Here is a 21231-nt window from a genome sequence, read left to right on the forward strand (position 1 = left end):
CCTGCAACTGAATAAGTAGGCAAGGCTTGGGGCCTGAAAAAGCAGGGTTGTACCGCAACCCACCCGCTTGACGCTCGACCGATGCACCCAACATCACCGCAAAGAAACCTCGACATTCGGCTCATGGATGACTTTGAACGAACGCGCTTACCCGGCGCCCCTCGAGTTTCTGCGCACGCTTTAGCAAAGAAGAGAGAGTTAATCCGAATATGCCCACCCGCTCGAAGATCATCTATACCTTCACCGACGAAGCTCCCGCCCTCGCCACCTATTCACTGTTGCCTATCGTAGAGGCTTTCACCGCCTCCGCTGATATCGCCGTGGAAACCCGCGATATCTCTCTTGCAGGGCGCATCCTGGCCAGCTTCCCCGAGCAATTGGGTGACAAAGCCGTAGCCGACCACCTCGCCGAACTGGGCGACCTGGCCGTTACGCCTGAAGCCAACATCATCAAGCTGCCGAACATCAGCGCTTCGGTTCCGCAACTGCAGGCCGCGATCAAAGAGCTGCAAGCCCACGGCTTCGCACTGCCGGACTACCCGGAAACCGTAACCACCGACGCCGACAAGCTCGCCAAGTCGCGTTACGACAAGATCAAGGGCAGCGCCGTGAACCCGGTTCTGCGCGAAGGCAACTCCGATCGTCGCGCACCGCTGTCGGTCAAGAACTACGCACGCAAACACCCGCACAAAATGGGCGCCTGGGCTGCGGACTCCAAGTCCCACGTCGCGCACATGAGCACCGGCGATTTCTACGGCAGCGAAAAAGCCGCCCTGATCGACGCCGCTGATGCCGTCAAAATCGAACTGATCGCTCAAGACGGCACCACCACCGTCCTGAAAGAAAAAACCACCGTGCAAGCCGGTGAGATCCTCGATTGCGCGGTCATGAGCAAAAACGCTCTGCGCAGCTTCATCGCTGCCGAGATCGAAGACGCCAAGCAAAAAGGCGTGCTGCTGTCCGTTCACCTCAAAGCCACCATGATGAAGGTCTCCGACCCGATCATGTTCGGCCAGATCGTTGCCGAGTTCTATAAAGACGCGCTGGCCAAGCACGCTGACGTGCTGGCTCAGGTCGGCTTCAACCTGAACAACGGCATCGGCGACCTGTACGCTCGCATCAAGGCTTTGCCGGCTGAGCAGCAAGCGCAGATCGAAGCGGACCTCCAGGCGGTCTACGCCGTTCGTCCGTCGTTGGCCATGGTCAACTCCGACAAAGGCATCACCAACCTGCACGTGCCGAGCGACGTTATCGTCGACGCCTCGATGCCGGCCATGATCCGTGACTCCGGCAAAATGTGGGGCACTGACGGTCAGCTGCACGACACCAAGGCTGTGATCCCGGATCGCTGCTACGCCACCATCTACCAGGCGGTGATCGAAGACTGCAAGGCTAACGGGGCTTTTGATCCGACCACCATGGGCAGCGTGCCAAACGTTGGCCTGATGGCGAAGAAAGCCGAAGAGTACGGCTCGCACGACAAGACTTTCCAGATCAAGGCCAACGGCGTTGTTCGCGTTACCGACAGCAAAGGCAGCCTGCTGCTGGAGCAACCGGTTGAAGCCGGCGACATCTTCCGCATGTGCCAGACCAAAGACGCGCCGATCCAGGATTGGGTCAAACTCGCCGTCAACCGTGCTCGTGCAAGCGCCACGCCAGCAATTTTCTGGCTGGACCCAATGCGCGCCCACGACGGCGTAGTGATCGAGAAGGTTCAGGCTTACCTGAAGGATCACGACACTGCCGGTCTGGACATCCAGATCATGGCGCCTGTCGACGCAATGAAGTTCACCCTGGACCGCACTCGCGAAGGCAAGGACACCATCTCGGTGACCGGCAACGTACTGCGCGACTACCTGACCGACCTGTTCCCGATCATGGAACTGGGCACCAGCGCCAAGATGCTGTCGATCGTGCCGCTGATGAATGGCGGTGGCCTGTTCGAAACCGGCGCTGGCGGTTCGGCACCGAAGCACGTTCAGCAGTTGCTGGAAGAAAACTTCCTGCGCTGGGATTCCCTGGGCGAGTTCCTGGCCCTGGCCGCCTCCCTTGAGCATTTGGGTGTTACTTACAACAACCCGAAAGCGCTGGTTCTGGCCAAGACTCTGGATCAGGCCACCGGCCAGTTCCTGGACAACAACAAGTCGCCATCGCGCAAAGTCGGCAACATCGACAACCGCGGCAGCCACTTCTACCTGGCGCTGTACTGGGCTCAAGCCCTGGCGGCCCAGACCGAAGACACTGCACTACAAGCGCAGTTCGGCCAACTGGCCAAGACCCTGACCGAGAACGAAGCAACCATCGTTGCCGAGCTCAACGCCGTTCAGGGCAAGCCAGTGGACATCGGCGGTTACTACCACGCCAATGCCGAACTGATCAGCAAGGCCATGCGCCCGAGCAACACCTTCAACACCGCGATTGCTGCGCTGGTTTAAGGTTGTAAGGGAACATCACAAACCCCGGCCTCGTGCCGGGGTTTGTGTTTTTGATCTCCTCCCCCTGTAGGAGCGAGGCTTGCCCGCGAATGCGATTTATCATTCAACATTGTGCTGACTGACCCACCGCTTTCGCGGGCAAGCCTCGCTCCTACAGATTGACCACCAAGGATCTATCTATGGACTGGAAACCCCACATCACCGTCGCCACCATCGTCGAAGACAACGGCCGCTTCCTGATGGTCGAAGAAACCAAGCACGGACGAACGGTGCTCAATCAGCCCGCCGGCCACCTCGACCCGGACGAAACCCTGATCGACGCCGCCGTGCGCGAAACCCTCGAGGAAACCGGCTGGGACGTCGAGCCGACCGGCGTCGTGGGCATCTATCTCTATACCGCCCCGAGCAATGGCGTGACTTACCAAAGGGTTTGCTTCATCGCCAAAGCCATCAAGCATCACCCGGATTATCAGCTGGACGACGGCATTGTCGGCGCCAAATGGCTAACCCGTGACGAACTGCTGGCACAGCGCGCAAACTGGCGCAGTGAGCTGATCATCCGTTGCATCGATGATTATCTGGACGGTAAACACTTCGGTCTCGAACTGATCCGCCCTTCTCTTTAGCCTTGCGGGCTTCGGCCTGTTAGAATCGCGTCCTTTTTCAAGACACTCATTGAATCCCTATGCGTGATCCAGCCCCTTCTGACACACAAAAGAAGCGCGTCATTGTCGGCATGTCCGGCGGCGTGGACTCTTCCGTTTCCGCTCTCCTGCTGATCGAGCAGGGTTATGAGGTGGAAGGCCTGTTCATGAAGAACTGGGAAGAAGACGATGGAACGGAATACTGCACCGCCATGGACGACCTGACGGATGCTCAGGCCGTGTGCGACAAGATTGGCATCAAGCTGCACACCGCCAACTTCGCCGCCGAGTACTGGGACAACGTGTTCGAGCATTTCCTGGCCGAATACAAAGCCGGTCGCACGCCGAACCCGGACATCCTGTGCAACCGCGAGATCAAGTTCAAAGCGTTCCTCGACTACGCCATGATGCTCGGCGCCGACCTGATCGCCACCGGTCACTACGTGCGTCGCCGCGATATCGATGGCCGCACCGAACTGCTCAAGGGCCTGGACCCGAACAAGGACCAGAGCTACTTCTTGCACGCCGTCGGCGGTGAACAGATCGCCAAGACCCTGTTCCCGGTCGGCGAGCTGGCGAAACCCGCAGTCCGCGCGATTGCCGAGAAGCACGATCTGGCCACCGCGAAGAAAAAGGACTCCACCGGAATCTGCTTTATTGGCGAACGCCGCTTCAGCGACTTCCTCAAGCAGTACCTGCCGGCCCAGCCGGGCGAGATCAAGACCACCGAAGGTGAAGTCATCGGCCGCCACCACGGCTTGATGTATCACACCATCGGCCAGCGTCAGGGCCTGGGCATCGGCGGCTTGAAAGACGCCGGCGACGAGCCGTGGTACGTGCTGATCAAGGACCTGGAGCACAACGAGCTGATCGTGGGCCAGGGCAATGACCACCCCTACCTGTTCTCCCGCGCCCTGCTCGCTTCGGACATTTATTGGGTCAACCCGATCGATCTGACCGAGCCACGCAAGCTGACCGCCAAAGTCCGTTATCGCCAAAGCGATCAGCCGTGCACGCTGGAAAAAACCGCCACCGGTTATCGGGCGACCTTCGATGACCCGCAACGCGCGGTCACCCCGGGCCAGTCCGTGGTGTTCTACGACGGTGAAATCTGCCTGGGCGGCGGCGTGATTGAAGTCGCAGAGCCATGGAGCAGCAAGGCATGAACCCCACTCAGGAGCAACTGACGGCGCTGGGCGGCGTGTTTCTCGCCGCCGTCCTCGTCGACAAGATTGCCAAGACCGGCCAGACCACCGAAGCCGGCCTGACCTGCATGCTCGGCAGCCTGCTGATCCGCGACCCCAAGGACACCCTGGAAGTGTACGGCGGCGACGATATCAATCTGCGCGAAGGCTATCGCGCATTGATCGGCGCCCTGGAACGCGACCCGAGCACCCTGCAGCGCGAACCGCTGCGTTACGCACTGGCGATGCTCGGTCTCGAGCGTCAACTGGCCAAGCGCAACGACATGCTCGACGAGATCGGGAAGCGTTTGCCGCAGATTCAATCCCAGGTCGAACACTTCGGCCCGGCGCACGAAAACGTGATTGCGGCCTGCGGTGCCCTGTACCAGGACACCCTGAGCACCTTGCGCCAACGAATTCAGGTCCACGGCGACATGCGCAACCTGCAGCAACCGAGCAACGCGTCGAAAATCCGTGCCCTGTTGCTGGCCGGGATTCGTTCCGCGCGCCTGTGGCGGCAGTTGGGCGGTCATCGCTGGCAGCTGGTGATCAGCCGTCGCAAGTTGCTTAAAGAGCTTTACCCGCTGATGCGCAGCAGCTGAACCGCGCCCGCCACACCGCTTTATAGTCAGTAACGCGTAATACGCTGGTCAGTTGGCAACGGACCGGCGGATTTTTTCATGTATGATACGCGCCCCATTTCGTTGCCCGACTGTCCGAGAACACCCCATGCAGCTTTCTTCGCTCACTGCGGTTTCCCCTGTTGACGGCCGCTACGCCGGCAAAACCCAGGCCCTGCGCCCAATTTTCAGCGAGTACGGCCTGATCCGTGCTCGCGTTCTGGTTGAAGTGCGCTGGCTCCAGCGCCTGGCCGCTCACCCTGGCATCAGCGAAGTGCCGGCGTTCTCCGCCGAAGCCAACGCTGTGCTGAACACCCTGGCGGACAACTTCGCTCTGGAGCACGCCGAGCGTGTCAAAGAGATCGAGCGCACCACCAACCACGACGTCAAAGCCATCGAATACCTGCTCAAGGAGCAGGCAGCCAAGCTGCCGGAACTGGCCAAGGTCAGCGAATTCATCCACTTTGCCTGCACCAGCGAGGACATCAACAACCTGTCCCACGCCTTGATGCTGCGCGAAGGCCGTGATGACGTGATGCTGCCACTGATGCGCCAGACCTGCGACGCCATCCGCGAACTGGCCATCCGTTTCGCTGACGTGCCAATGCTGTCGCGCACCCACGGTCAACCGGCTTCGCCGACCACCCTGGGCAAAGAGCTGGCGAACGTGGTTTACCGTCTGGAGCGTCAAATCGCTCAGGTCGCTGCCGTTCCGCTGCTGGGCAAGATCAACGGCGCTGTCGGCAACTACAACGCTCACCTGTCGGCCTACCCTGAGATCGACTGGGAAGAAAACGCCCGCGCCTTCATCGAAGACGAACTGGGCCTGGGCTTCAACCCATACACCACGCAAATCGAACCGCACGACTACATTGCCGAGCTGTTCGACGCGATCGCACGCTTCAACACCATCCTGATCGACTTCGACCGCGACATCTGGGGCTACATTTCCCTGGGTTATTTCAAGCAGCGCACCATCGCTGGCGAAATCGGTTCGTCGACCATGCCGCACAAGGTCAACCCGATCGACTTCGAAAACTCCGAAGGCAACCTGGGTATCGCCAACGCACTGTTCCAGCACCTGGCGAGCAAACTGCCGATCTCCCGCTGGCAGCGTGACCTGACCGACTCCACCGTGCTGCGCAACCTCGGTGTCGGCTTCGCCCACAGCGTAATCGCGTACGAAGCGAGCCTCAAAGGCATCAGCAAACTGGAGCTCAACGCTCAGAAGATCGCTGCTGACCTGGACGCGTGCTGGGAAGTATTGGCCGAGCCGATCCAGACCGTGATGCGTCGCTACAACATCGAAAACCCGTACGAAAAGCTGAAAGAGTTGACCCGCGGCAAGGGCATCAGCCCTGAAGCGCTGCAAACTTTCATCGACGGCCTGGACATGCCAGCCGCCGCCAAGGCCGAGCTGAAATTGCTTACCCCGGCGAACTACATCGGCAATGCCGTGGCACAAGCCAAACGCATCTGATCGACCGCTTTAACCGTTTGAGACGCCCGGCAGCGCCGGGCGTTTTTATTCCCGTCTGAAAAGTGCATTTTTTCAATAGGTTACACATGAATCCTGACATTCCTCTTCAACTTCTGGGCGGCATCACGGCGCGCGAGTTCCTGCGCGACTACTGGCAGAAAAAACCCCTGCTGATCCGTCAGGCGATTCCTGAATTCGAAAGCCCGATCGACGCCGACGAACTGGCCGGCCTGGCGCTGGAAGAAGAAGTCGAGTCGCGCCTGGTGATCGAGAACGGCGAGCGTCCTTGGGAATTGCGCCGCGGCCCGTTCGCCGAAGACGAATTCAGCAAACTGCCGGAACGCGACTGGACCCTGCTGGTTCAAGCCGTTGACCAGTTCGTACCAGAAGTCGCTGAGCTGCTGGAGAACTTCCGCTTCCTGCCGAGCTGGCGCGTCGACGACGTGATGATCAGCTTTGCCGCCCCAGGTGGCAGCGTCGGTCCGCACTTCGACAACTACGACGTGTTCCTGCTGCAGGGCCATGGCAAGCGCAACTGGAAAATCGGCCAGATGTGCGATTCCGAGAGCCCGCTGCTGCCACATGCCGACCTGCGCATTCTCGCTGATTTCGAAGCCACCGATGAGTGGGTACTGGAACCGGGCGACATGCTTTACCTGCCGCCGCGCCTGTCCCACTGCGGTGTGGCCGTCGATGACTGTCTGACGTACTCGGTCGGTTTCCGCGCACCGAGCGCCGCTGAAGTGCTGACCCACTTCACCGACTTCCTCAGCCAGTTCCTGACCGACGAAGAGCGCTACACCGATGCCGACGCGCTGCCGGCGGTCGATCCGCATCAGATCCAGCACGACGCCCTTGATCGCTTGAAAAGCCTGCTGGCCGAGCACATGAGCGACGAGCGCCTGTTGCTGACCTGGTTCGGCCAGTACATGACTGAACCGCGCTACCCGGAACTGGTGGTGGGCCCGGAAGAAATCGAAGAAGACGATTTGCTCGCCAGCCTGGAACAAGGCGCGATACTGATCCGCAACCCGAGCGCACGCCTGGCCTGGTCCGAAGTCGATGACGACCTGCTGCTGTTCGCCAGCGGCCAGAGCCGTTACCTGCCGGGCAAGCTGCGTGAGCTGCTGAAACTGATCTGCGCTGCAGACTCGCTGCACACCGACAACCTGGGCGACTGGCTGAGCGATGAAGACGGTCGCGGCCTGCTGTGCGAACTGATCAAGCAAGGCAGCCTGGGGTTTGCCGATGAATAAAATTCACGTACGTGTCGCAGACTGGCAGAAGGACATCGCCGAGATCCGGCGCATTCGTGAGACGGTGTTCATTGCCGAGCAATGCGTTCCACCCGAGCTGGAATGGGATGCCGATGACGCTACGGCGGTGCATTTCCTGGCCTTTGAGGGCGACTTTCCAATTGGCACCGCGCGCCTGCTGCCCGATGGTCACATCGGTCGGGTGTCGGTACTGAAAGACTGGCGCGGCTTGAAGGTTGGGGATGCGCTGATGCACGCGGTGATCGGTGAAGCCGAGGCGCGCGGGCTGAAGCAGCAGATGCTGAGCGCACAGGTCCAGGCCACGGCGTTTTATGAGCGCCTGGGCTTCAGCCTGGTCAGTGAGGAATTCCTGGAAGCCGGGATTCCGCATGTGGACATGGTGCGTCATTCGGCTTGATTTCCTGTGGTGAGGGGGCTTGCCCCCGTTGGGTCGCGCAGTGGCCCCAAGATTTCAGGGCTGCTACGCAGCCCAACGGGGGCAAGCCCCCTCACCACAAGGCCATGAAGAACACCACAAAACGCCCCGCCATCCTCCGATGCCGGGGCGTTTTGCTTTCTGCGATTCAACTTGCCCCACGCCGGGCCGACAAACTGGCAATATCAACACTTCAAGATGTCGGAGATAACGGATATGTCCCTACGCACCCTGCTCACCACGCTGCTGCTGACCTGCAGTTTTTCAGTCACCGCAGCCACCGAGATCGTGCCCCTGAACTACCGCACCAGCGCCGATATGCTGCCGATGGCGCAGGATTTCATCGGCAAGGACGGCCAGGTCAGCGCCTACGGCAATCAACTGATCGTCAATGCCGATCAGCGCAAGATCGACGAACTTAAGGCCCTTGTTACTCAACTCGATGTTGCCGCCAAGCGCCTGCTGATCACCGTCGACACCAACGAAAACAACTTCCAGGGCGACCAGGGTTATTCAGTGAACGGCGCCAAGCCAAGCCAGACGCGAATCATCAATCGCAGCACCGACAGCCGCGATGGCGGCATCCAGCAGATTCAGACCAGCGAGGGGGCACCGGCACTGATTCAGGTCGGCCAAAGCGTGCCGCTCACCAGCAGCCAGACCGACTCCTACGGCGATCTGCGCAGCCAGACGGAATACCGCAACGTCACCCAAGGCTTCTACGTCACCGCCAGCGTCACCGGCGACATCGTCCACCTGTCGATCAGTACCAACCGTGACCGGGTGAGCCAGGAACGTCCCGATGTAGTGAATGTGCAAAGTACCGACACAACTGTCACGGGACGGCTGGGCGAGTGGATCACTCTGGCCGGTGTGAACCGCCAGACTCAGGCCGACATACAGGGCCTGACCCGCAGCCACTCGACTCAGGGCCGGGATGACATGACCCTGCGGGTGAAAGTCGATACTTTGGACTAAACCACCGAAAACTGACTGATTAGTCTTGTTAGACCAAAGATGTAGTGCCTGAAAAAAAGCACTACAAAACGTTTGACGATGGAAAAAAGCAAAGGCATGATGGCCTCGCTCCCGCTAATCAGGGGCCCTGGCAAGGGCCTTCGAGACGCTGCTCGCATCTACCCCGTGAGCCGTTTCGTGTCTGTACCGCCCACAAGGTGTGTTTGACGAGGTTGCCGACTGGAACGAAGTTGTCCCGAGGGACGGAAGCGTAATTAGGTAACCCGGCTCCACACTGAAGTTCGTATAAAGGCCCACGACGCCCGAATGCGCTCGCCAGTTCGCCCTTACCTGCTCACTTCCCCTCGAGCCCATCGTTCATCCCGTCGCCATCCCCGCCGAATCCGACTTGACCACCTAAGCTTCTGGTCAGCGAGCAGCCTTTTACGCCCTTTTACGCGTAACTGGCACGCAGGAATTGTCCACCCGGAACCACTTTCGATTAAAGACGCGACGAGGTTTATCTCCATGGCACTGACACGCGAACAGCAAATTGCAGCCCTCGAAAAAGATTGGGCTGAAAACCCACGCTGGAAAGGCGTGACACGCGCTTACTCCGCTGCTGACGTCGTCCGCCTGCGCGGCTCGGTTCAACCTGAGCACACCTTTGCAAAACTGGGCGCCGAGAAGCTGTGGAACCTGGTTACCCAGGGCGCCAAGCCATCCTTCCGTCCTGATAAAGATTTCGTCAACTGCATGGGCGCCCTGACCGGCGGCCAGGCTGTACAACAAGTCAAAGCCGGTATCCAGGCGATCTACCTGTCGGGCTGGCAGGTTGCTGCGGACAACAACTCCGCCGAATCGATGTATCCGGACCAGTCGCTGTACCCGGTGGATTCGGTTCCAACCGTGGTCAAGCGCATCAACAACTCGTTCCGTCGTGCTGACCAGATCCAGTGGAAAGCCGGCAAAGGCCCGGGCGACGAAGGTTACATCGACTACTTCGCACCAATCGTGGCTGACGCTGAAGCCGGTTTCGGCGGCGTTCTGAACGCTTACGAGCTGATGAAGAGCATGATCGAAGCAGGCGCCGCCGGCGTTCACTTCGAAGACCAACTGGCTTCCGTGAAAAAATGCGGCCACATGGGCGGCAAGGTACTGGTTCCTACCCAGGAAGCTGTACAGAAGCTGACCGCTGCTCGCCTGGCGGCTGACGTTGCCGGTACGCCGACCATCATTCTGGCGCGTACCGATGCTAACGCGGCTGACCTGCTGACTTCCGATTGCGACCCGTACGACAAAGAGTTCGTGACTGGCGAACGTACTCAGGAAGGTTTCTACAAAGTGCGCGCTGGTCTCGACCAGGCCATCTCCCGCGGCCTGGCTTACGCTCCGTACGCCGACCTGATCTGGTGCGAAACCGCCAAGCCGGACCTGGACGAGGCTCGTCGCTTCGCCGAAGCGATCAAAAAGGAATACCCGGACCAACTGCTGTCTTACAACTGCTCGCCTTCCTTCAACTGGAAGAAAAACCTGGACGACGCGACCATCGCCAAGTTCCAGCGCGAACTGTCCGCCATGGGTTACAAGCACCAGTTCATCACCCTGGCCGGCATTCACAACATGTGGCACAGCATGTTCAACCTGGCGCACGACTACGCCCGCAACGACATGACTGCCTACGTGAAGCTGCAAGAGCAGGAATTCGCTGACGCCTCCAAGGGTTACACCTTCGTCGCTCACCAGCAGGAAGTGGGCACCGGCTACTTCGACGACATGACCACCGTGATTCAAGGTGGCTCGTCTTCGGTGACCGCGCTGACCGGTTCGACTGAAGAAGAACAGTTCCACTGATCTGCTTCGCCTGAGCTAACGGCCGTTGTGGACCGAGTAGAAAGCTAACTGCAACGCCGCACATCTGACGCCCCGACTGGTTCGGGGCGTTTTTTTGCCTGCGATTCACCCAATACCTGTAGGAGCGAGGCTTGCCCGCGAAGAATACGCCGCGGTGCCACAGGGATACCGCGTCATCGTTCTTCGCGGGCAAGCCTCGCTCCTACGGGGTGGGCTGCGCACTCAAAAAACATTGATCCAGAGCGGCATCACGATCAGAAAAAAGCGGTAAAACGTGCGTCGCCGCTACTTGAAATAACAGCTATATAAGACAACTTCCCACTCACCCGCCCGTTAAACAGTTTAAAAACCATCGCAAACAATATTGATTATCATTTAGCCGTAACTATGTTCGTTACATTCCCTACAAAACAATATTGGTGAAAACCCGGCTAATGCCCGCAACGCATGGGCCGCGGGACTTTGGAGGCACGCTATGTCCTTATTCCTATAAATAATTTCGCTATAGGAATTTTACTTGCACCGTGTTGTGCCATAAAATCAGCGGGATTGATTGCTGCGACATATCGTCACTGCGTTGTTTCTTTTTCAAGCTCAGAGACCTTTGCTCTCTGTTAAGGATTTCCAGCATGCCCGAAGCGACAGGACTCATGGCCCACAACTGGGGCTTTGCCATTTTCCTTCTGGGCGTCGTCGGCCTTTGCGCCTTCATGCTCGGCGTCTCCAGCCTCCTCGGGTCAAAAGCCTGGGGCCGCAGCAAAAACGAACCGTTCGAGTCCGGCATGCTACCTACAGGTGGCGCCCGCTTGCGGCTCTCAGCCAAATTCTATCTGGTCGCGATGCTCTTCGTGATCTTCGATATCGAAGCCCTCTTTCTCTTTGCCTGGTCTGTGTCCGTCCGCGAAAGCGGCTGGACCGGATTCGTCGAAGCTCTCGTTTTCATAGCAATTCTGTTGGCAGGTCTTGTCTACCTGTTCCGAGTGGGCGCCCTTGACTGGGCTCCGGAAGCTCGTCGCAAGCGGCAGGCGAAGCTGAAACAATGAGGCTTTGGCAATGCAATACAATCTCACCAGGATCGACCCCGATGCTCCTAACGAGCAGTATCCGATTGGCGAGCGGGAAACCGTTTCCGATCCGTTAGAAGATCAAGTTCACAAAAACATTTTCATGGGCAAGCTCGAAGACGTGCTTAACGGCACCGTCAACTGGGGGCGCAAGAACTCCCTGTGGCCGTATAACTTCGGTCTTTCGTGCTGCTACGTGGAAATGACCACCGCCTTCACGGCGCCCCACGACATCGCGCGTTTTGGCGCCGAGGTTATCCGGGCATCGCCGCGCCAGGCGGATTTCATGGTTATCGCCGGTACCTGCTTCATCAAGATGGCGCCGATCATTCAGCGTCTCTACGAGCAAATGCTCGAACCTAAATGGGTTATCTCCATGGGTTCGTGCGCCAACTCCGGTGGCATGTACGACATCTACTCTGTCGTTCAAGGGGTGGACAAGTTCCTGCCCGTGGACGTCTACGTGCCTGGCTGCCCGCCCCGTCCTGAAGCTTTTCTGCAAGGCTTGATGCTCTTGCAAGAGTCGATTGGACAGGAGCGTCGTCCGCTTTCCTGGGTCGTCGGCGATCAAGGCGTTTACCGCGCCGAGATGCCTTCGCAAAAGGAACAGCGCCGCGAACAGCGAATCGCAGTCACCAACCTGCGCAGCCCCGACGAAGTCTGATCCAGCTCTGCTTCTTTAATAGAACGAGACACTGGCTTCATTCTTTACGTTGACCGAAAGCGATAAATAACCATGACTACAGGCAGTGCTCTGTACATCCCGCCTTATAAGGCAGACGACCAGGATGTGGTCGTCGAACTGAATAACCGTTTTGGCCCCGAGGCGTTCACCGCCCAGCCTACCCGCACCGGCATGCCGGTGCTTTGGGTTGCGCGTGCCAAACTTGTCGAAGTCCTGACTTTCCTGCGCAACCTGCCCAAGCCGTACGTCATGCTCTATGACCTGCACGGCGTGGACGAGCGTCTGCGCACCAAGCGTCAAGGGCTGCCAAGCGGTGCCGACTTCACTGTGTTCTATCACTTGATGTCGATCGAACGTAATAGTGACGTAATGATCAAGGTCGCCTTGTCCGAGAGCGACCTGAGCGTGCCGACCGTGACCGGTATCTGGCCGAACGCCAACTGGTACGAGCGTGAAGTGTGGGACATGTACGGCATCAACTTTGCCGGCCACCCGCACCTGACCCGCATCATGATGCCGCCGACCTGGGAAGGTCACCCGCTGCGCAAGGACTTCCCGGCCCGCGCCACCGAGTTCGATCCGTTCAGCCTCACGCTGGCCAAGCAACAGCTTGAGGAAGAAGCCGCGCGCTTCAAGCCTGAAGACTGGGGCATGAAGCGTTCCGGTGCGAACGAGGACTACATGTTCCTCAACCTCGGCCCCAACCACCCTTCCGCGCACGGTGCGTTCCGCATCATTCTGCAGCTGGACGGTGAAGAGATCGTCGATTGCGTGCCGGACGTCGGTTACCACCACCGTGGTGCCGAGAAGATGGCCGAGCGTCAGTCCTGGCACAGCTTCATCCCGTACACCGACCGTATCGACTACCTCGGCGGCGTGATGAACAACCTGCCGTACGTGCTCTCGGTCGAGAAGCTGGCCGGCATCAAGGTGCCCGAGAAAGTCGACGTCATCCGCATCATGATGGCCGAGTTCTTCCGGATCACCAGCCACCTGCTGTTCCTGGGGACTTACATCCAGGACGTCGGCGCCATGACCCCGGTGTTCTTCACGTTCACCGACCGTCAGAAGGCGTACACGGTGATCGAGGCCATTACCGGTTTCCGTCTGCACCCGGCGTGGTACCGCATCGGTGGCGTCGCGCACGACCTGCCGCGCGGCTGGGAAAAACTGGTGAAAGACTTCGTCGAGTGGATGCCAAAGCGTCTGGACGAATACCAGAAAGCCGCTCTGGACAACAGTATCCTGCGTGGCCGGACCATCGGCGTCGCCGCCTATAACACCAAAGAAGCCCTGGAATGGGGCGTCACCGGTTCCGGCCTGCGTTCGACCGGTTGCGATTTCGACCTGCGCAAGGCTCGTCCGTACTCCGGCTACGAGAACTTCGAATTCGAAGTACCGCTGGCGGCCAATGGCGATGCCTATGACCGTTGCATCGTGCGTGTCGAAGAAATGCGCCAGAGCCTGAAGATCATCGAGCAGTGCATGCGCAACATGCCGGAAGGCCCGTACAAGGCGGATCACCCGTTGACCACGCCGCCGCCGAAAGAACGCACGCTGCAACACATCGAGACCCTGATCACGCACTTCCTGCAAGTTTCGTGGGGCCCGGTCATGCCGGCCAACGAATCCTTCCAGATGATCGAAGCGACCAAGGGCATCAACAGTTATTACCTGACGAGCGATGGCGGCACCATGAGCTACCGCACCCGGATTCGCACCCCAAGCTTCCCGCACCTGCAGCAGATCCCTTCGGTGATCAAAGGCAGCATGGTCGCGGACTTGATCGCGTACCTGGGTAGTATCGATTTCGTTATGGCCGACGTGGACCGCTAAGCATGAACAGCACGCTTATCCAGACAGACCGTTTCACCTTGAGTGAAACCGAGCGCTCGGCCATCGAGCACGAGCTGCATCACTACGAAGACCCGCGCGCGGCGTCGATCGAAGCCCTGAAGATCGTCCAGAAGGAACGTGGCTGGGTGCCTGACGGCGCGCTCTACGCCATCGGCGAGATCCTCGGCATCCCGGCCAGCGACGTTGAAGGTGTGGCGACGTTCTATAGCCAGATCTTCCGCCAGCCAGTCGGTCGCCACATCATTCGCGTCTGCGACAGCATGGTCTGCTACATCGGCGGCCACGAATCCGTTGTCAGCGAAATCCAGAGCAAACTGGGTATCGGCCTGGGTCAGACCACCGCCGACGGTCGTTTCACCCTGCTGCCGGTCTGCTGCCTCGGCAACTGCGACAAGGCGCCGGCGTTGATGATCGACGACGACACTTTCGGTGATGTGCAGCCTGCCGGCGTTGCCAAATTGCTCGAGGGCTACGTATGACCCTGACTTCCTTCGGTCCTGCAAACCGCATCAAGCGATCGGCCGAGACTCACCCGCTGACCTGGCGTTTGCGTGACGACGGCGAAGCCGTGTGGCTCGACGAGTACCAGGCCAAGAACGGCTACGCGGCTGCGCGCAAAGCCTTCGCCGACATGGCTCAGGACGACATCGTCCAGACCGTGAAAGACTCCGGTCTTAAAGGTCGCGGCGGTGCAGGCTTCCCCACGGGCGTGAAGTGGGGCCTGATGCCCAAAGACGAATCCATCAACATCCGCTATTTGCTGTGCAACGCGGACGAGATGGAGCCGAACACCTGGAAAGACCGCATGCTGATGGAGCAACTGCCCCATCTGCTGATCGAAGGCATGCTGATCAGTGCTCGCGCGCTGAAAACCTACCGTGGCTACATCTTCCTGCGTGGCGAATACACCACCGCCGCCAAGCACCTCAACCGTGCCGTGGAAGAAGCCAAGGCAGCGGGCCTGCTGGGCAAGAACATCCTGGGCAGCGGCTTCGATTTCGAGCTGTTCGTCCACACCGGCGCCGGGCGTTATATCTGCGGTGAAGAAACCGCACTGATCAACTCCCTCGAAGGCCGCCGCGCCAACCCGCGCTCCAAGCCGCCCTTCCCTGCCGCCGTTGGCGTATGGGGCAAGCCGACCTGCGTGAACAACGTTGAAACCCTGTGCAACGTGCCGGCGATCATTGCCGACGGCGTGGACTGGTACAAATCGTTGGCCCGCGAAGGCAGTGAAGACATGGGCACCAAGCTCATGGGCTTCTCCGGCAAGGTCAAGAACCCGGGCCTGTGGGAACTGCCATTCGGCGTCACCGGTCGCGAGTTGTTCGAAGACTACGCCGGCGGCATGCGCGACGGTTACAAGCTCAAGTGCTGGCAGCCTGGCGGCGCCGGTACCGGTTTCCTGTTGCCGGAACACCTGGACGCACAAATGTACGCCGGCGGCATCGCCAAAGTGGGCACCCGTATGGGTACCGGCCTGGCCATGGCGGTGGACGACAGCGTCAACATGGTTTCCCTGCTGCGCAACATGGAAGAGTTCTTCTCCCGTGAGTCGTGCGGTTTCTGCACCCCGTGCCGTGACGGTTTGCCGTGGAGCGTCAAGCTGCTACGTGCGATCGAGAACGGTGAAGGGCAAGCCGGCGATATCGAGACCCTGCTGGGTCTGGTCGGTTTCCTCGGCCCGGGCAAGACCTTCTGTGCTCACGCACCGGGCGCCGTGGAGCCGTTGGGCAGCGCAATCAAATACTTCCGCCATGAGTTCGAAGCCGGCATCGCGCCTACCAGCGCCGCCGTCCCGCCTCTGGCAAGGCCGATCGTAGTCGGCGCGTAAACGCTTAAAAAGGCGAAGGGTCCGTGCCCTTCGCCTTCTCGTTCGATGACGCCCTTCATGGGCTGTTTTGATTCGCACGAAAACAAGATTCCATTAGCCACGCCCGCTGACACCGGGCCAACGAAGAACTTTGAACCATGGCCACTATCCACGTAGACGGCAAAGAGCTCGAAGTCGATGGGGCAGACAACCTGTTACAGGCATGTCTGTCGCTAGGCCTCGATATCCCGTATTTCTGCTGGCACCCAGCCCTAGGCAGCGTTGGCGCTTGCCGCCAGTGCGCGGTCAAGCAGTACACCGACGCGAACGACACCCGTGGTCGAATCGTCATGTCGTGCATGACCCCCGCCACCGACGGCAGCTGGATCTCCATCGACGACGAAGAAGCGAAAGTGTTTCGCGCCAGCGTCGTTGAATGGCTGATGACCAACCACCCTCACGACTGCCCGGTCTGTGAAGAAGGCGGTCACTGCCACCTGCAAGACATGACCGTGATGACCGGTCACAACGAGCGCCGTTATCGCTTCACCAAACGCACTCACCAGAACCAGCAACTGGGCCCGTTCATTTCCCACGAAATGAACCGCTGCATCGCTTGCTACCGCTGCGTGCGCTTCTATAAGGACTACGCCGGCGGCACCGACCTCGGTGTATTCGGCGCCCACGACAACGTGTACTTCGGTCGCGTTGAAGACGGCACCCTGGAAAGCGAGTTCTCCGGCAACCTCACCGAGGTCTGCCCGACCGGTGTGTTCACCGACAAGACTCACTCCGAGCGCTACAACCGCAAGTGGGACATGCAGTTCTCGCCGAGCATCTGCCATGGCTGCTCCAGCGGTTGCAACATCTCCCCGGGCGAGCGCTACGGTGAACTGCGCCGTATCGAAAACCGTTTCAACGGTTCGGTAAACCAGTACTTCCTGTGCGACCGTGGCCGTTTCGGCTACGGCTACGTCAACCGCGAAGACCGCCCGCGTCAGCCAAAGCTGGCCAACGGCGCCAAGCTGACCCTCGACGAAGCGCTGGATAAAGCCGCCGACCTGCTGCGCGGTCGCAACATCGTCGGTATCGGTTCGCCCCGTGCCAGCCTCGAAAGCAACTACGCGTTGCGCGAACTGGTCGGCGCCGAGCATTTCTACTCCGGTATCGAAGCCGCTGAGCTGGAACGCATTCGCCTGGTCATGCAGGTGTTGAAAGACAGCCCGCTGCCGATCCCGAACATGCGCGACATCGAAGATCACGATGCGATCTTCGTGCTTGGCGAAGACCTGACCCAGACCGCTGCCCGTGTGGCACTGTCCCTGCGTCAATCGGTCAAGGGCAAGGCCGAAGACATGGCCGATGCCATGCGCGTTCAGCCTTGGCTCGACGCTGCGGTGAAGAACATCGGTCAGAACGCGCTGAACCCGCTGTTCATCGCCAGCCTGGCTGAAACCAAGCTCGACGACATCGCTGAAGAGTGCGTTCACGCGGCGCCAGACGACCTGGCCCGCATCGGTTTCGCCGTGGCTCACGCCCTCGACGCCAGCGCTCCAGCGGTTGAAGGCCTCGACACTGAAGCCCTCGAACTGGCCAAGCGCATTGCCGACGCCCTGCTCGCCGCCAAGCGTCCACTGATCATTGCCGGTACTTCCCTGGGTTCCAAAGCGCTGATTGAAGCGGCGGCGAACATCGCCAAAGCCTTGAAGCTGCGCGAGAAGAACGGTTCCATCAGCCTGATCGTGCCAGAGGCCAACAGCCTCGGCCTGGCCATGCTCGGTGGTGACTCGGTCGACGCCGCGCTGCAAGCGGTGATCGAGGGCAAGGCCGACGCCATCGTCGTGCTGGAAAACGATCTGTACACCCGCACCGACAAAGCCAAGGTTGATGCTGCCCTGAACGCCGCGAAAGTGGTGATCGTGGCGGACCATCAGAAAACCGCTACCAGCGATCGCGCGCACCTGGTTCTGCCAGCCGCCAGCTTCGCTGAAGGCGACGGTACGCTGGTCAGCCAGGAAGGCCGCGCCCAGCGCTTCTTCCAGGTCTTCGACCCGACTTACCTCGACGCGAGCATCCTGGTTCACGAAGGCTGGCGCTGGCTGCATGCCCTGCGCGCCACCCTGTTGAACCAGCCGATCGACTGGACCCAACTGGACCACGTCACCGCAGCCGTCGCCGCCAGCACGCCGCAACTGGCGCGCATCGTCGACGCCGCGCCGTCCGCCGCGTTCCGCATCAAAGGCCTGAAACTGGCGCGCGAACCTTTGCGTTACTCCGGTCGTACCGCCATGCGCGCCGACATCAGCGTGCACGAACCGCGTACCTCCCAGGATAACGACACCGCGTTCTCGTTCTCCATGGAAGGTTACTCGGGCTCGGTCGAACCGCGTCAGCAAGTGCCCTTCGCCTGGTCTCCGGGCTGGAACTCGCCGCAAGCCTGGAACAAGTTCCAGGACGAAGTCGGTGGTCACATCCGCGCTGGCGACCCGGGCACCCGCCTGATCGAAAGCACCGGTGATTCGCTGAACTGGTTCGCCAGTGTTCCGCGCGCGTTCAACCCGGCTCAAGGCACCTGGCAGGTTGTGCCGTTCTTCCACCTGTTCGGCAGCGAAGAGAACTCTTCCAAAGCCGCGCCGGTTCAGGAACGCATCCCGGCCGCTTACGTCGCTTTGGCCAAATCCGAAGCCGATCGCCTGGGTGTCAATGACGGCGCCATGCTCAGCTTGAATGTCGCGGGCCAGACCTTGCGTCTGCCGCTGCGCATCAACGAAGAGCTGGGTGCCGGCCTGGTCGCCTTGCCGGCCGGTATCGCGGGCATTCCGCCAGCGATCTTTGGCAAATCCGTTGACGATCTGCAGGAGGCAGCTCAATGACCTGGTTCACGCCTGAAGTGATTGACGTGATCATCGCGGTCCTCAAGGCCATCGTGATTCTGCTCGCCGTGGTGGTGTGCGGCGCGCTGCTGAGCTGGGTCGAGCGTCGTCTGCTCGCCCTCTGGCAGGACCGTTACGGTCCGAACCGCGTCGGCCCGTTCGGCGCATTCCAGATCGCGGCCGACATGATCAAGATGTTCTTCAAGGAAGACTGGACCCCACCGTTCGCCGATAAAGTGATCTTCACTTTGGCACCGGTCGTGGCCATGAGCGCCTTGCTGATTGCCTTCGCGATCATCCCGATCACCCCGACCTGGGGTGTGGCGGACATCAACATCGGGATCCTGTTCTTCTTCGCCATGGCCGGTCTGTCGGTCTACGCGGTGCTGTTCGCCGGCTGGTCGAGTAACAACAAGTTTGCCCTGCTCGGCAGCTTGCGGGCCTCGGCGCAAACCGTGTCGTACGAAGTGTTCATGGGCCTGTCGCTGATGGGCATCGTGATCCAGGTTGGCTCGTTCAACATGCGCGACATCGTTGAATACCAGGCGCAGAACCTGTGGTTCGTGATTCCGCAGATCTTCGGTTTCCTGACCTTCTTCATTGCCGGCGTCGCCGTGACTCACCGTCACCCGTTCGACCAGCCGGAAGCGGAGCAGGAACTGGCCGACGGTTACCACATTGAATACGCCGGCATGAAATGGGGCATGTTCTTCGTCGGCGAGTACATCGGCATCGTGTTGATTTCGGCGCTGCTGGTGACCTTGTTCTTCGGTGGCTGGCACGGTCCGTTCGGCATTCTGCCGCAGATCCCGTTCATCTGGTTTGCACTGAAAACCGCGTTCTTCATCATGTTCTTCATCCTGCTGCGCGCCTCGATCCCGCGCCCACGGTATGACCAAGTGATGGATTTCAGCTGGAAGTTCTGCCTGCCGCTGACCCTCATCAACATGCTGGTGACCGCTGCGATCGTGTTGCTCAACACGCCCGCCGTCGCGGCTCAGTGAGGATAGAGAATCATGAAGTACATTTTTGACATCGTGCATGGTTTCTTCACCCAGCTTCGCAGCCTGGTGATGATCTTCGGCCATGCCTTCCGCAAGCGCGACACGCTGCAGTACCCGGAAGAAGCCGTGTACCTGCCGCCGCGCTTTCGTGGGCGTATCGTCCTGACCCGCGACCCTGATGGCGAAGAGCGTTGTGTAGCCTGCAACCTGTGCGCCGTGGCGTGCCCGGTCGGTTGCATCTCGCTGCAGAAAGCTGAAACCGAAGACGGTCGCTGGTACCCGGACTTCTTCCGCATCAACTTCTCGCGCTGCATTTTCTGCGGCCTCTGCGAGGAAGCCTGCCCGACCACCGCGATCCAGCTGACACCGGATTTCGAGATGGCCGAGTTCAAACGTCAGGACCTGGTTTACGAGAAAGAAGATCTGCTGATCTCCGGCCCCGGCAAAAACCCTGATTACAACTTCTATCGTGTTGCAGGTATGGCGATTGCCGGGAAGCCGAAAGGCTCCGCGCAGAATGAAGCCCAGCCGATCAACGTGAAGAGCTTGCTGCCTTAAGGAAGAAAGATGGAATTCGCTTTCTATTTCGCATCGGGTATCGCTGTTGTGTCCACGCTTCGCGTGATCACCAACACCAACCCTGTGCACGCCCTGCTCTACCTGATCATTTCGCTGATCGCCGTGGCCATGACGTTCTTCGCCCTCGGCGCACCGTTTGCCGGTGTTCTGGAAGTGATCGCCTACGCTGGCGCCATCATGGTGCTGTTCGTGTTCGTGGTGATGATGCTGAACCTGGGGCCCGCCTCGGTTCAGCAAGAGCGCGTCTGGCTCAAGCCCGGCATCTGGCTCGGCCCGGTCGCCCTCGGCACCCTGCTGCTGGTTGAACTGCTGTACGTGCTGTTCAGCGACGCCAGCGGTCAGGCCATCGGCCACACCACCGTAGACGCCAAGGCCGTGGGCATCAGCCTGTTCGGCCCTTATCTGCTGGTGGTCGAACTCGCCTCGATGCTGCTGCTCGCCGCAGCCGTCACGGCGTTCCACCTGGGCCGCAACGAAGCCAAGGAGCAATGAC

Annotated in this window: 18 protein-coding genes; all 18 read left to right on the plus strand. The window is 59.9% G+C overall.

Annotation, left to right across the window (positions count from 1 at the left end):
• Positions 1-209: 209 nt before the first annotated feature.
• On the plus strand, positions 210-2435 hold the full coding sequence (locus tag ACYZT6_RS16360) for an NADP-dependent isocitrate dehydrogenase (protein ID WP_462027800.1): 2226 nt from the start codon (positions 210-212) through the stop codon (positions 2433-2435).
• Between the two features lie 179 nt (positions 2436-2614).
• Complete coding sequence (locus ACYZT6_RS16365) at positions 2615-3061, plus strand: NUDIX hydrolase (RefSeq protein WP_462027801.1); 447 nt, start codon at positions 2615-2617, stop codon at positions 3059-3061.
• Between the two features lie 59 nt (positions 3062-3120).
• A complete protein-coding gene (mnmA, locus tag ACYZT6_RS16370; RefSeq protein ID WP_462027802.1) occupies positions 3121-4245 on the plus strand; it encodes a tRNA 2-thiouridine(34) synthase MnmA in 1125 nt (374 codons plus the stop codon).
• The gene (gene hflD, locus ACYZT6_RS16375; RefSeq protein WP_309674959.1) at positions 4242-4865 is read left to right on the plus strand and encodes a high frequency lysogenization protein HflD; all 624 of its coding nucleotides are present in this window, start codon (positions 4242-4244) and stop codon (positions 4863-4865) included. The genes mnmA and hflD overlap by 4 nt, the downstream gene beginning before the upstream one ends.
• Positions 4866-4992: 127 nt before the next feature.
• Positions 4993-6363 (plus strand): adenylosuccinate lyase, encoded by a 1371-nt coding sequence (purB, locus tag ACYZT6_RS16380; RefSeq protein WP_109629430.1) that lies wholly within the window; start codon positions 4993-4995, stop codon positions 6361-6363.
• Positions 6364-6449: 86 nt separating this feature from the next.
• Entirely contained in the window at positions 6450-7619 is a 1170-nt protein-coding gene (locus ACYZT6_RS16385) for a ribosomal protein uL16 3-hydroxylase (RefSeq protein ID WP_462027803.1), read from the plus strand.
• The gene (locus tag ACYZT6_RS16390; protein WP_462027804.1) at positions 7612-8037 is read left to right on the plus strand and encodes a GNAT family N-acetyltransferase; all 426 of its coding nucleotides are present in this window, start codon (positions 7612-7614) and stop codon (positions 8035-8037) included. The genes ACYZT6_RS16385 and ACYZT6_RS16390 overlap by 8 nt, the downstream gene beginning before the upstream one ends.
• 234 nt (positions 8038-8271) lie before the next feature.
• Positions 8272-9033 (plus strand): secretin N-terminal domain-containing protein, encoded by a 762-nt coding sequence (locus ACYZT6_RS16395; protein ID WP_462027805.1) that lies wholly within the window; start codon positions 8272-8274, stop codon positions 9031-9033.
• 507 nt (positions 9034-9540) lie between these two features.
• Positions 9541-10866, plus strand: coding sequence for an isocitrate lyase (aceA, locus tag ACYZT6_RS16400; protein ID WP_461954783.1), 1326 nt, complete (start codon positions 9541-9543; stop codon positions 10864-10866).
• A 629-nt stretch (positions 10867-11495) separates the two neighbouring features.
• A complete protein-coding gene (locus ACYZT6_RS16405; protein WP_003223812.1) occupies positions 11496-11909 on the plus strand; it encodes an NADH-quinone oxidoreductase subunit A in 414 nt (137 codons plus the stop codon).
• Between the two features lie 10 nt (positions 11910-11919).
• Positions 11920-12594, plus strand: coding sequence for a NuoB/complex I 20 kDa subunit family protein (locus tag ACYZT6_RS16410; protein WP_010458867.1), 675 nt, complete (start codon positions 11920-11922; stop codon positions 12592-12594).
• A 72-nt stretch (positions 12595-12666) separates the two neighbouring features.
• Complete coding sequence (gene nuoC / locus ACYZT6_RS16415) at positions 12667-14451, plus strand: NADH-quinone oxidoreductase subunit C/D (protein ID WP_462027806.1); 1785 nt, start codon at positions 12667-12669, stop codon at positions 14449-14451.
• Positions 14452-14453: 2 nt separating this feature from the next.
• Positions 14454-14951 carry an NADH-quinone oxidoreductase subunit NuoE gene (nuoE, locus tag ACYZT6_RS16420; RefSeq protein WP_008020715.1) on the plus strand — a complete coding sequence of 166 codons (498 nt, stop codon included), beginning with the start codon at positions 14454-14456 and terminating at the stop codon, positions 14949-14951.
• Positions 14948-16303, plus strand: coding sequence for an NADH-quinone oxidoreductase subunit NuoF (gene nuoF / locus ACYZT6_RS16425; RefSeq protein WP_462027807.1), 1356 nt, complete (start codon positions 14948-14950; stop codon positions 16301-16303). Before nuoE ends, nuoF begins: the two co-directional genes overlap by 4 nt.
• A gap of 137 nt (positions 16304-16440) precedes the next feature.
• A complete protein-coding gene (gene nuoG / locus ACYZT6_RS16430; protein ID WP_462027808.1) occupies positions 16441-19155 on the plus strand; it encodes an NADH-quinone oxidoreductase subunit NuoG in 2715 nt (904 codons plus the stop codon).
• Positions 19152-20159 (plus strand): NADH-quinone oxidoreductase subunit NuoH, encoded by a 1008-nt coding sequence (gene nuoH, locus ACYZT6_RS16435; RefSeq protein WP_436274337.1) that lies wholly within the window; start codon positions 19152-19154, stop codon positions 20157-20159. Before nuoG ends, nuoH begins: the two co-directional genes overlap by 4 nt.
• Positions 20160-20171: 12 nt before the next feature.
• Positions 20172-20717: an NADH-quinone oxidoreductase subunit NuoI gene (gene nuoI / locus ACYZT6_RS16440; RefSeq protein WP_007905075.1), complete on the plus strand. Its 546-nt coding sequence runs from the start codon at positions 20172-20174 to the stop codon at positions 20715-20717.
• Positions 20718-20726: 9 nt separating this feature from the next.
• Positions 20727-21230, plus strand: a complete 504-nt coding sequence (nuoJ, locus tag ACYZT6_RS16445; protein WP_007905076.1) for an NADH-quinone oxidoreductase subunit J — start codon at positions 20727-20729, stop codon at positions 21228-21230.
• Position 21231: the final 1 nt, after the last annotated feature.

The organism is Pseudomonas sp. RT6P73, from assembly GCF_054897715.1.